The 12763-nt window shown below is 71.2% G+C and carries 7 protein-coding genes; 5 read left to right on the plus strand and 2 right to left on the minus strand.

The window, feature by feature from the left end:
• Positions 1 to 127: 127 nt before the first annotated feature.
• From pulA to CFI00_RS04650, 4 genes are all read left to right on the plus strand, one after another.
• Positions 128 to 5836, plus strand: a complete 5709-nt coding sequence (gene pulA / locus CFI00_RS04635) for a pullulanase-type alpha-1,6-glucosidase (protein WP_242532681.1) — start codon at positions 128 to 130, stop codon at positions 5834 to 5836.
• A gap of 98 nt (positions 5837 to 5934) precedes the next feature.
• Positions 5935 to 7380, plus strand: coding sequence for a hypothetical protein (locus CFI00_RS04640; protein ID WP_207084100.1), 1446 nt, complete (start codon positions 5935 to 5937; stop codon positions 7378 to 7380).
• Positions 7380 to 7775, plus strand: a complete 396-nt coding sequence (locus tag CFI00_RS04645) for a type II secretion system F family protein (RefSeq protein ID WP_207084101.1) — start codon at positions 7380 to 7382, stop codon at positions 7773 to 7775. Before CFI00_RS04640 ends, CFI00_RS04645 begins: the two co-directional genes overlap by 1 nt.
• On the plus strand, positions 7768 to 8379 hold the full coding sequence (locus CFI00_RS04650; protein ID WP_207084102.1) for a hypothetical protein: 612 nt from the start codon (positions 7768 to 7770) through the stop codon (positions 8377 to 8379). Before CFI00_RS04645 ends, CFI00_RS04650 begins: the two co-directional genes overlap by 8 nt.
• A 76-nt stretch (positions 8380 to 8455) precedes the next feature.
• On the opposite strand, the gene CFI00_RS04655 is transcribed toward CFI00_RS04650, so the two are convergent.
• Positions 8456 to 9760, minus strand: coding sequence for a citrate synthase (locus CFI00_RS04655; protein ID WP_207084103.1), 1305 nt, complete (start codon positions 9758 to 9760; stop codon positions 8456 to 8458).
• 153 nt (positions 9761 to 9913) lie between these two features.
• Here CFI00_RS04655 and CFI00_RS04660 point away from each other — a divergent pair, with 153 nt between their 5' ends.
• Positions 9914 to 11251 (plus strand): hypothetical protein, encoded by a 1338-nt coding sequence (locus tag CFI00_RS04660; protein ID WP_207084104.1) that lies wholly within the window; start codon positions 9914 to 9916, stop codon positions 11249 to 11251.
• A gap of 13 nt (positions 11252 to 11264) precedes the next feature.
• On the opposite strand, the gene CFI00_RS04665 is transcribed toward CFI00_RS04660, so the two are convergent.
• Positions 11265 to 12590, minus strand: coding sequence for an FAD-binding oxidoreductase (locus tag CFI00_RS04665; RefSeq protein ID WP_207084105.1), 1326 nt, complete (start codon positions 12588 to 12590; stop codon positions 11265 to 11267).
• Positions 12591 to 12763 lie beyond the last annotated feature (173 nt).

Consider the following 12763-nt stretch of genomic DNA (forward strand, 5'->3'; position numbering starts at 1 on the left):
CTGCAAGATCTGCCGCAGTCCCCGCGCAGCAGTCGTGAAAGATCTTGCAGACATTGCAAGAAGTGTCACCTGCGATCTACTGTGACGCCCGCCACGTCGTTCGACCTTCACCTCTCGGGAGTCACCAGTGCGCAGTCCCCTGCCCCGCCCCTCCGCACGCGCAGGTGTCGCCCTCGCGGGCCTCGCCACCGCCCTCACCTCCCTGGTGGTGCTGCCGCCGTCCGCCAGCGCCGAGCACCGGGATACCCCGCCGACGACGGTCACCCTCGTGGGCAGCCTCCAGGACGAGCTCGGCTGCGCCGCCGACTGGGCGCCCGCCTGCGCAGACTCCGGACTGACGCAGGCCGACGACGGGAGCTGGGTGCTCGAGGCCGAGGTGCCGGCAGGCACCTACGCCTGGAAGGTCGCCCTCGACGGCTCGTGGGAGGAGAACTACGGCGCCGGGGGAGAGGCCGGTGGCGCCGACCTCCCGCTCGTGCTGGAGCACCCCGCACGGCTGCGGTTCAGCTACGACGACACCAGCCACCGCGTCGCCGTCGAGCCCGCCGACCGACCGTCCGGGACCCCGACGGCGGCGGACCGCGAGCTCGCCGGCACCTCGCTGCGCGGTCCGCTGACGCGCGAGAACTTCTACTTCGTGATGGCCGACCGGTTCGCCAACGGGGACCCGAGGAACGACACCGGTGGGCTGTCCGGCGACCGGATGGCCACCGGCCTCGACGCGGGCGACAAGGGCTTCTTCCACGGCGGCGACATCCAGGGCCTCTCCGACCGGCTCGACTACATCGAGGGGCTCGGCACCACCGCCATCTGGCTCACCCCCAGCTTCGAGAACCGGCCCGTGCAGGGCACCGGCGCCGACGCGAGCGCCGGCTACCACGGCTACTGGGTCACCGACTTCACCCGCATCGACCCGCACTTCGGCACCAACGCCGAGCTCGAGGCGTTCATCGACAAGGCGCACGGGCGTGGCATCAAGGTCTTCTTCGACATCATCACCAACCACACCGCCGACGTCATCGACTACGAGGAGAAGCAGTACGGCTACGTCGGCAAGGATGCCCAGCCCTATCGCGACGCCGCCGGGAACGTCTTCGACGACCGCGACTTCGCGGGCACCGAGGACTTCCCGGAGCTCGACGCCGCGACGTCCTTCCCCTACACGCCGACCTTCCGCTCCGAGGCCGACAGGACGGTGAAGGTGCCGGCCTGGCTCAACGACCCGACGAACTACCACAACCGGGGGGACTCGACCTTCGCCGGCGAGTCCTCGACCTACGGCGACTTCATCGGCCTCGACGACCTCTTCACCGAGCAGCCCGACGTCGTGGACGGGATGACCGACATCTACCGTGCCTGGGTCGACCTGGGCATCGACGGCTTCCGCATCGACACCGCCAAGCACGTCAACATGGAGTTCTGGCAGGAGTTCGCCCCGGCCATCCGCGAGCACGCCGCGTCGGTCGGCAACGACGACTTCTTCGCCTTCGGCGAGGTCTACGACGCCAACCCGTCCTACCTGTCGCAGTTCAGCACCACCGGTCGCCTCGACGCCACGCTCGACTTCGGGTTCCAGGACGTGGGCCTCGGCTTCGCCAAGGGCGGTGCGACGACCCGGCTGCGCGACTTCTACGCCGCCGACGACTTCTACACCGACGCCGACTCCAACGCGTACGCCTCGCCCACCTTCCTCGGCAACCACGACATGGGGCGCATCGGCACCTTCCTCCGGGGCGGTGACGCGGTGCTCGAGCGAGACCGCCTCGCGCACTCCCTGATGTACCTCACCCGCGGTCAGCCGGTCGTCTACTACGGCGACGAGCAGGGCTTCGTCGGCGACGGCGGGGACAAGGACGCCCGCGAGGACATGTTCCCGAGTGAGGTCGCGTCCTACAACGACAACGACCTCATCGGCACCGATGCCACCACGGCGGAGGCCAACTACGACACGTCCCACCCCCTCTACGCCACGATCCGCGACCTGGCCCGGCTGCGCCGCACCTACCCGGCGCTGGCCGACGGCGCGCAGCTGCACCGCTACGCGTCCAACGGCGCCGGCGTCTACGCCTTCAGCCGGATCGACGCCGACGAGCGCCGCGAGCTCGTGGTGGCCCTCAACAACGCCACCACCGCGAAGACCGTGACCGTCGGAACCGAGATGGCCCGGTCGGGCTTCACGCAGGTGTGGCCCGCGACGAAGGCGTCGCTGCGCACCGACGCCGAGGGGCGTACGACGATCACGGTGCCGCCGTTGTCGGCGACGGTCTGGCGCGCGTCGCGCACCCTTCCCCGGCGCAAGGACGCCCCGGCGATCCACCTCGAGAAGCCCTCGGCCGGCGGCGTCGTTGGCGGCCGTGCGCCGATCACCGTCGGGGTCCCCGACGGCGGCTTCAACCAGGTCACGCTGGCGTGGCGGCCCGTCGGCGCGGACGACTGGACGGTGCTCGGCACCGACGACAACGCGCCCTACCGCGTCTTCCACGACGTCACCTCGATGCCTGAGGGCACCCTGCTGGAGTACCGCGCGGTCCTGCGCGACAGCAGCGGCAACCTCTCGGTCGCCTCGTCGTGGGCCAGCGTCGGCGAGCCCGAGGCGGAGCCGACCCCCGGTGGCGGGGGCGACGGCGGACCGGTCACCCAGCCGGCGGCCGTGTCGGTGCCCGGCAGCCACAACTCCGAGATGGGCTGCCCGGGCGACTGGCAGCCCGACTGCGCCGAGGCGCAGATGGCTCTGGACGCCGACGACCAGGTGTGGAAGCGCACGGTCGCGCTGCCGGCCGGCGACTACGCCTACAAGGCGGCGATCAACGGCACGTGGGACGAGAACTACGGTGTCGGCGGTGTCCGCGGCGGGGCCGACATCCCGCTCGCCCTCGACGCCTCGCGCGACGTGACCTTCTACTACGACCACCGCTCGCACTGGGTCACCAGCGACGCCCAGGGCCCGATCATCACCCTCGCCGGCAGCATGCAGTCCGAGCTGGGCTGCCCGGGCGACTGGGCGCCGGACTGCATGCGCGGCTGGCTCCAGGACCCCGACGGTGACGGCACCTTCACCGCGACCACCACGCTTCCGGCCGGCAGCTATGCCACCAAGGTGGCGCACGGCCTGTCGTGGACGGAGAACTACGGCGCCGACGGCGTGCGCGACGGGGCCGACATCCCGTTCGAGGTCCCGTCGGGAGGCGTCGAGGTGGTCTTCACTTACGACGTGAGCACGCACCGCCTGCAGGTCTCGACCCGCAGCGCCGGCGCGGCTCCCGACCTCGGCCGGGCGCGGGCGCAGTGGCTGCGCCGCGACCTCGTCGCGTGGGACGTCGCCGACACGAGCGGTCGCCACCGGCTCCACTGGTCGCAGGCCGGCGACCTCGCGGTCGACGCCGAGGCCGTCACCGGCGGGTCGAGCGTCCCGCTCACCTACGACCCCGCGGGGCTGCCTGCCGACGTGCTCGCCGACTTCCCTCACCTCGCCGGCTACGAGGCGTTCCGCCTCGACCGGACGGCTCTGCGCAAGGTCCCGGAGATCCTCACCGGCCAGCTGGCCGTGGCGGCGTACGACTCCTCCGGCGCGCTGCGTGACGCGACCGGCGTGCAGGTGCCGGGCGTCCTCGACGACGTGTACGCCGACGCCGCGCAGGCCGACCTCGGTCCCACCTGGCGCGGCAACCGGCCGACGCTGACGTTGTGGGCGCCGACCGCGCAGGACGTCGCCGCGGTGGTCGCCGGCAGGCGCGTCGCCATGAAGCGTGAGCGCGACGGCACGTGGACCATCAGCGGTCCGGCGTCGTGGCGTGGCGCCGCCTACACCTTCGACGTGAAGGTGTGGTCGCCCGCCGCCGGCGAGGTCGTCACCAACCGCGTCACTGACCCCTACTCCGTGGCGCTGACCACCAACTCCGAGCAGTCCCTCCTCGTCGACCTGGCCGACCCGGCGCTGGCCCCGGCGGGCTGGTCGCGGACCACGCCGCCGGCCATCGCGCAGCCCGAGGACCGCAACGTCTACGAGCTGCACGTGCGCGACTTCTCCATCGGCGACGAGACGGTCCCGGCCGCCGAGCGCGGCACCTACCTCGCCTTCACGCGCGACGACTCCGCCGGCATGCAGCACCTGCGCCGGCTCGCCGACGCCGGGCTCAACACCGTGCACCTGCTGCCGGTCTTCGACATCGCGACGATCGAGGAGCGCCGCTCGGCGCAGCGTGTGCCCGACTGCGACCTGGCCTCGCTGCCGCGCGACTCCGAGCAGCAGCAGGAGTGCGTCGAGGCGGTGCGCCCCGACGACGGCTTCAACTGGGGCTACGACCCGCTGCACTACACCGCGCCCGAGGGGTCGTACGCCACCGACCCGGAGGGCACCCGCCGCACCGTCGAGTTCCGTCGGATGGTCCAGGGCCTCAACGGCGCCGGTCTCCAGGTCGTGATGGACGTGGTCTACAACCACACCGCGGCCAGCGGCCAGGACCCGAGGTCGGTGCTCGACCGCATCGTGCCCGGCTACTACCACCGCCTCGACGCCAAGGGTGCCGTCGAGACCTCCACCTGCTGCTCCAACACCGCGACCGAGCACCGCATGATGGAGAAGCTGATGATCGACTCGGTGCTCACGTGGGCGCGCGACTACAAGGTCAACGGCTTCCGCTTCGACCTGATGGGCCACCACTCGCTCGACAACATGACCCGCCTGCGCGCGGCGCTCGACGGGCTCACGGTGAAGCGCGACGGCGTCGACGGCACGGCGATCTACCTCTACGGCGAGGGCTGGAACTTCGGCGAGGTCGCCGACGACGCCCGCTTCACCCAGGCCACGCAGCGCAACCTGGCCGGCACCGGCATCGGGTCCTTCAGTGACCGGCTGCGCGACGCCGTGCGCGGGGGAGGGCCCTTCGACGAGGACCCGCGCGTGCAGGGCTTCGGCTCCGGCCTGTTCACCGACCCCAACGGGGCCGAGGTCAACGGCACCGCCGGCGAGCAGCGCGAGGAGCTGCTGCACCAGCAGGACCTCGTGAAGCTCGGGCTCGCCGGCAACCTGGCCGACTTCCGCTTCCGGTCCTCGACCGGTGAGGAGGTGGTGGGATCCGGAGTCGACTACAACGGCCAGCCCGCCGGTTACGCCGCCGACCCGTCCGAGACCGTGACCTACGTCGACGCCCACGACAACGAGACGCTCTACGACTCGCTGGCCTTCAAGCTGCCAGCGGGTACGTCGATGGCCGACCGGGTGCGGATGAACACCGTCTCGCTCTCGACCGTCGCCCTCTCCCAGGGCGTGGTCTTCTGGCACGCCGGCACCGACCTGCTCCGCTCCAAGAGCCTGGACCGCAACTCCTACGACTCCGGCGACTGGTTCAACCGGGTCGACTGGCAGCGGCGCGACAACACCTTCGGCTCCGGGCTGCCGCTGCGCGCGGACAACGAGGACAAGTGGGACTTCATGCGCCCGCTGCTCGCCGACCCCGCGCTCGACCCCGGGAGCGCGGCGATGGACGAGGCCCACGCCCGCGCCCAGGACCTGCTGCGGATCCGGATGTCGTCACCGCTCTTCCGCCTCGGCAGCCTGGACGCGGTGCAGGCGAAGGTGTCCTTCCTCGACGCCGAGCCGGGGGTGGTCGCCATGCTCGTCGACGACACCGCCGGAACCGACGCCGACCCGGACCGCGACGGCGTGCTGGTCGTCATCAACGCCTCTCCGCAGGCCACCACGGTCACCGGGACCGGTGCGGGCTGGACGCTGCACGACGTGCAGGCGAGCGGCGGCGACGCCGTGGTGAAGGGCAGCACGGTCGCCGCGGACGCTGTCACCGTGCCGGCCCGCACGGCTGCGGTCTTCGAGCGCTGAGGCTCGCCCATCGGGGCGGGGCCCGGCGGCCGCGGGTGTAGGACGCCGGGCGCGGGGTAGAAAGGTCCCCGACCGCTTCGACCGATGGGGGGACATCGATGGGCGAGACTCTGCAGATCCAGTGGGGCAGCCTCGACATGCTGCTCGAGGACATGGTGACGGTGAAGGAGCAGGTCGCCTCGATCGACTCCTACGTCGGGACCTTCGTGTGCAGCACCGCGGGCTTCGACTTCACGCCGTTCGCCCTCAAGCCGCTCGCGGACGCGATGGGGGAGATGAGGGGGTTCTTCTCCTCGATGAGGACCACCTACGAGACCCGGTTCGACGGACTCGTGGAGGCCACCCGCAACACGGCCAAGGACGTCTACGCCACCGACGAGACGATCAGGTTCGACATCGACAAGCTCACCGGCGAGCCCGGACAGGGCTCTGGCGGCGGGCCCGGCATCGAGGTCCGCCTCAGGGGCGTCAACGACCCTGCCGACCACCTCAAGCCGCCTCCCGAGGGCACGCAGAAGTTCCCGAAGGACCACGACGAGCCCTTCCAGACGGTCGTCGCGGGTTGGGACGACGCGCGTGACAAGGTCAACGAGTGCATCCGGTGGTGCCGTGACAAGGGCATCGACATCTTCGACGAGCTGCCGGAGAAGAGCCTCGAGGACTTCATCGTCTTCCCGCTGTCCGGCGACTACTACGCCATCCAGCAGAACGCCTCGTCGTGTCGCAACCTGGCCAGGGCCTTCCGTGACTACGCCGAGAACTTCGGGCTCCTGGCCTTCAACGCCCAGCTCGCGATGAAGGGGCAGGCCGGGCTGGCCCTCACCGCGCACATCGGTCTCTACGGCGTGGTGATGACCACGATCGCCGGCGTCATCCGGGGCCTGGCAACGGTCTTCGACGAGCTGGCCGAGCTCAGCGAGAAGATCGCCATCAAGGTCGAGAAGATCATCCGGGTCCTGGCCCAGAAGCTCTTCAAGCTGATGAAGTTCCTCCTCAAGCGCATCAACGCCGCGGTCGGGATCTTCCTCACCCTCAAGGACCTCGCCGAGAAGGGCACGGCGTTCTTCGCCGACCTGGTCGACGACGTCACGACGGTGAAGAACCTGATCGAGGTCGCCTTCGGCCTCGCCGAGGAGGTCGAGGCGTGGGCCAAGGAACAGGCCGACCGGATCAAGACCGTCAAGCAGGTCGTGAGCATCGTCGAGAAGCTCCCGCACGCCCGCGGCAAGATGAACCTCGACGACCTGCCCGCGAGCACGATGGACGTCGAGAAGTCGTTGGAGGACCTCAAGACCGACTTCGGCGACCCTGAGGGCGACGCCTGGGACAAGCTCGAGGAGAAGGTCGACGAAGGAGTCGAGGAGGCTGGGGACGCCGACCCCAGCGTGCTCTACGACGAGGACTGCCTCCCCGACGAGCCACCCCTCCCCGTCGACCCCTTCACCGGCCAGCCTGTCGAGCCGCCCACGTGGCACGCCCCCATGGCGCCGCCGCCGACCGGGACGCCCAAGGACGACGTCAAGGTCCCGAAGGGAGCGCGCTGATGGAGTTCTACGACGCCTCGAGCGCCGCGCCCACCAAGTCGATCGACCTCGTGCTCGGTGAGCTCTCCGCGCACGGGGCCACCGCGACGTTGCTGGCACGGCTCGACGAGGTCGACGACCTCGTCGACCGCATCCTCGAGGAGGAGGGGGCCGAGGCCCTCGACCCCGAGATCGTGCAGTCGCTCGACCTCATCACCGCCGCGCACGACGCGCCCGAGCACTTCAGGCGGGTCCACGACCGCGTCGAGCGGGGCTTCACGACGTGGGAGGCGTTCTGGCAGCGACCCCACGACGAATACCGTGGCTTCGAGATCATCCAGGCGGCCATCGTCCGGACCACCTCCGAGGCCGGCGACACGCTGGCTCGGATCGACACGAAGGAGCGACGTGACTGACGTGAGACGACTGATGGTGGGGGCGGTGCTCAGCGCCACGCTGGCCCTCGCCGGGTGCGGTGGCGAGCCGTCGACGTCCGACGGCACCCCGACCGCGGAGCCGTCCAGCGACGGGCCGTCCAGCGAGGCGCCGTCCGGGAGCGCCACCGACGAGCCGTCCGGTGAACCGTCGGCCGACGGCGGGGACGGGCCCGCCTGCGACGCCATCGACGTCGACGCCGTGACGGCCGAGACCGGGCTGGCGCTCAGGGCACCCAACAGCGCGGGCGAGGTCGGCGCCGACGAGGGCTGCTCGGTCTTCGTGCGCAAGTCCAACGTCGCGGTCAGCATCGACCTGGCGGTCGAGCACGGCTCGCTCGAGGAGGACCTCGACCAGATCCGCATCCTCGGCACCGAGGAGCCCGAGGAGGTCAGCGTGGCGGGCTCTCCCGCCCTGGTCGTCACCGGCGAGGACAGCCCCCTCTACGTCAACCTGGTGACGCACGTCGGCGAGCGGATGATGACGGTGCGACTGCTGGCTCCCGGGGAGGAGCCGGATCGCCTGCCCGAGCTCGAGGACCTGGTGCTGGTGCTCTCCGAGCAGGTCGCGACCGGCGCAGCCTGAGGCTTGCCCGCCCCTGGCACGACGAACGCCCCCGGCCGCATGGCCGGGGGCGTTCGTACGTCGTGGGCAGCGGTGCTCAGGCCCAGCGCTCGGAGGCCGCGGTGAAGGTGAGCTCGCGGTCGCCGGTGTAGATCTGCTTGGGACGCGCGATCTTCTGGTCCTTGTCCTGCACCAGCTCGGCCCACTGCGCCAGCCAGCCCGGCGTACGGCCGATGGCGAACAGCACGGTGAACATCTCCGGCGGGAACTGGAAGGCCTCGTAGATGAGGCCGGAGTAGAAGTCCACGTTGGGGTAGAGCTTGCGCTTGACGAAGTACTCGTCCTCGAGCGCGATCTTCTCCAGCTCCAGCGCGATGTCGAGGAGCGGGTTGGTGCCGGTGACCTCGAACACGTCCTCGGCCGACTTCTTGATGATCTTCGCGCGCGGGTCGTAGTTCTTGTAGACCCGGTGGCCGAAGCCCATCAGGCGCTCGTTGCCGTCCTTGACGCCGTCGATGAAGGCGGGGATGTTCTCCTTGCTGCCGATGCGCTTGAGCATCCGCAGGACGGCCTCGTTCGCACCACCGTGCAGCGGACCGAAGAGGGCGCCGACGCCGGCCGAGACGGCGGAGTAGGGGTCGACCTGCGAGGAGCCGACCGAACGGACCGCGTTGGTCGAGCAGTTCTGCTCGTGGTCGGCGTGCAGGATGAAGAGCACGTCGAGCGCCTTGACCAGGCGCGGGTCGGCCTCGAACTTCTGCTCGCTCATCTTGAAGAGCATCGAGAGGAAGTTCGCGGTGTAGCCGAGGTCGTTGTCGGGGTAGATGTAGGGCTTGCCCTGGGCGTGGCGGAACGACCACGCGCCGAGCGTCGGCATCTTCGCGATCATGCGCACGATCTGCATGTGGCGGTTGTCGGCGTCGCTGATGTTGCGGGCATCGGGGTAGAACGTCGACAGCGCGCCGACCGAGGCCATCAGCATGCCCATCGGGTGGGCGTCGTAGCGGAAGCCGTGCATGAAGTTCTTGACGTTCTCGTGCACGAACGTGTGGTAGGTGATCTCGTGCACCCACGCGTCGTACTGCTCCTTGGTGGGCAGGTCGCCGTGGATGAGGAGATAGGCCACCTCGAGGAAGTTGGACTTCTCCGCGAGCTGCTCGATCGGGTAGCCCCGGTACTCCAGGATGCCCTTGTCGCCGTCGATGAAGGTGACGGCCGAGCGGCACGAGGCGGTGTTCACGAAGCCGGGGTCATAGGTGGCCAGACCGGGCTCGTCGTCGGTGAGACGGATCTGTCCCAGGTCCTTGGCCGCGATCGTGTTGTCGGTGATCGCGATGTCGTACTTCTGACCGGTCCGGTTGTCGGTGACAGTCAGGGAATCCTTGGCCGCTACGTCGGTCACGTCGGCTCCTGTTCATACGTCTTTGTACGTCTTGGGTTGTCGCTCCAACCTAGCCGCGACCCTCGCGCGAGGTCGAACCGGTGTCCACGAGCGGGGCGGCCGTGCCTCCTGCGGGTGTGTCGTCCGGGGCGTCCGCGGTGCGACAGTGCCGGGATGATCCTGCGCTCGGGTGCGGCTGTCGTGTGTGTCGTCCTGCTGGGCACGCTGGTGCCCGGTCCTGCGGCCGGGGGCGAGGCGCCGCCGGGTGCTGCGAGGGCGGCCGCAGGTCCTTTCCGGATGGTGTCGGTCAGCGACCGCGGCCGTCCCGCGGACGACCACGTCTTCGGCGGGGCGGTGAGTCGCGACGGCCGGCTCGTGGCCTTCACCAGTGGTGCGGAGAACCTCGACCGCCGCACCCGTGGCGGCTACCCGCAGGTGTTCGTCCGCGACGCCCGCACCGGGCGGGTGCGCGCGGTCGGGGCGGACCGGCGCGGTCGTCTCGCGCGCTCCGCGGAGGGGGTCGACCTCTCGCCCAACGGTCGCTTCGTGGCCTTCAGCAGTCCCGACGACCTCGTCGGACAGGACGTGGACGGGGTCGGCGACGAGCACGCGGACGTCTTCGTCCGGGACCTGCGCACCGGCCGGGTACGCCGTGCCTCGACGGCGGCCGGAGGGGGCATGGCGGACGGCGCGTCGACGAACCCGGTCGTCGCCGACAACGGCGACGTGGTCTTCACCTCCGCGGCCACCGACCTGGTGGCCGGGGACGCCAACGCGGTCCACGACTACTTCCTCTTCGACTGGGGCACCCGGCGCGTACGCCGTCTCGCGACCGCCGAGATCGCGCGCGCCTCGGTGCGGATCTCGGGCGACGGCGCGGTCGTGGCGGTGGTGACCACCGAGGTGCTCGCCGGTCGTGACTCCGGGACCCTCCCGGACCTCTACGTCCTGCGTCGTCGTGGTGCTTCCGGCGGCACCTGGTCGATGCCGCTCGCGCAGCCGACCGGCCTGCCGACCGACACCGGCTGCGGGTGGACCGGGCTCAGCGTGAGCCACTCCGGGCGCTACCTCACCGCTGGGTGCGCGGACGGCGGGGTGGCCTCACCGCCCGTCGCCGACAAGCCCGTGCACCTGTGGTGGGTCGACCGCCGCTCCGGGATGGTGCGGCTGGTCAACCGCACCGACGACATCGCCTCGGAGGTGAACGCGGCGCAGGTCTCCGACGACGGCCGCCGGGTGTTCTTCGCCGGACAGGAGCGGGCGTGGAGCCGGACCGCATCGCCCGCCCGTGCGGCCCAGCCGTACGAAGGAGTGTTCCTCTGGGAGCGCGGTTCGGTGCGCCAGCTGACCCGGGGCTACGACGCGTGGTGGGACAGCAGCGGCTTCGACGCCGCCGGCGACGGCCGCACCGTCGCCTTCACCTCGCTCAGCCCCGCCATGGCCGGGCGCGACGCGGACGACGACGTGCACCAGGCGCTCTACGTCCGTCGGGTGGGCGCCAGGTCCCGGTGATGCGGGGGAGCGCTCAGCGCCCGGCCACCCGGTCCGCGACCCGGGCGATCGCGCTGGTGCGCGCCAGACCGGCGTCCTCGCGCCGGTCGGCGGCGCGGTAGAGGCGGTAGAGCGCGTGCACGCCGGCCCACCGCAGCGGCTCCGGCTCCCACCTCCGCACCCGGTGGCCGGTCCACGGCAGCCGGGTGAGATCGGTGTCGTGGCCGAGCACCAGGTCGCGCAGCGTGCGGCCGGCGAGGTTGGTGGCGGTGAGCCCCGACCCGACGTAGCCGCCGGCGTGACCGAGACCGGTCGCGGGGTCGTACGCCACGCTCGCGCTCCAGTCACGCGGCACGCCGAGCACGCCGCACCAGGCGTGGTCGAGCCCGACGCCGGCGAGCGAGGGGAAGAGCGAGGTCAGCGTCGAGCGCAAGGACTCGACCGTCCAGTCCTGGGTGCGGCCGTCGACGTCGGTGCGCGAGCCGAAGCGGTAGGGGACGCCCCGTCCGCCCATCGCGATGCGGCCGTCCGCCGTGCGCTGGGCGTAGCAGTAGGCGTGGGCCTCGTCGCCGAGCAGCTCCTGGCCCGACCAGCCGATCTCCTGCCACTGGGAAGGCGTCAGCGGCTCGGTCACGACGATCGCGGAGTTCATCGGCAGCCACTCGCGCCGGTGGCCGGCGAGCCCGGCGGTGAAGCCCTCCAGGCAGCGCAGCACCACGGGTGCGCGGAGCGTTCCGTGCTCGGTGCGGACTGCGCCCGGCTCCACCGCGACCGCTCGGGTCCCCTCGTGGATGCGTACGCCGCGCTCGCGCACCACGCGGGCGAGCCCGGCCACCAGCTTCGCGGGCTGCACGCGTGCGCAGTCGGGGTCGAAGTGGCCCGCGACGGCGCTGGCGACGCGGATCCGCTCGGCCACCTGCGCCGCCGTGAGCTCGCCACCGAGCCGCTGGCGCTGCGCCTCGGACCGCGCGACCGTCAGCACGCCGCTGCGCACGATGTCGGCGTCGATGCCCTCGCGGGCGGCGACGCCGATCACCTCGTCGACGCTTCCGCGCACGGCCGCCCGCAGCCGCGCCACACCGTCCTCGCCCGCCACGTCGGCGTACGCCCTGGCGCTGCCCGGCAGCTCGCTGGAGAGCCAGCCGCCGTTGCGCCCCGAGGCGCCGAAGCCGGCGAACTCGGCCTCGACGACGCGGATGTCGAGGGTGGGGTCGGCCTCGTGGAGGTAGTGGGCGGTCCACAGCCCCGTCAGGCCGCCGCCGACGACGGCCACGTCGCAGGTGTCGTCACCGCGCAGCCGGTCAGCGGGCTCGGGCAGGCCCACCTGCTGCCACCAGAAGGAGACGCCGCCGTTGCGCACCGCGCCATCATGCCCGGACCGCCCGACCACGGCGTTTTGACCCTCGCGCGCGCAGCGCCGTACTCTTGCTGGTCGCGACTCCTGCCGCGTCCACCCTCTCCGGGGGTGGGTGCAGATCCGACGTCATCCTCACTGGTGTGGGGAGCGAACCGGGCCGTGTTCGTCAGAAGTCG

Source organism: Nocardioides sp. S5 (assembly GCF_017310035.1).
Lineage (GTDB): Bacteria > Actinomycetota > Actinomycetes > Propionibacteriales > Nocardioidaceae > Nocardioides.

Coding starts and splice junctions, on each gene's coding strand:
- CFI00_RS04645 (WP_207084101.1), top strand. CDS start 7,380: ATGGAGTTCTACGACGCCTCGAGCGCCGCGCCCACCAAGTCGATCGAC.
- CFI00_RS04640 (WP_207084100.1), top strand. CDS start 5,935: ATGGGCGAGACTCTGCAGATCCAGTGGGGCAGCCTCGACATGCTGCTC.
- CFI00_RS04660 (WP_207084104.1), top strand. CDS start 9,914: ATGATCCTGCGCTCGGGTGCGGCTGTCGTGTGTGTCGTCCTGCTGGGC.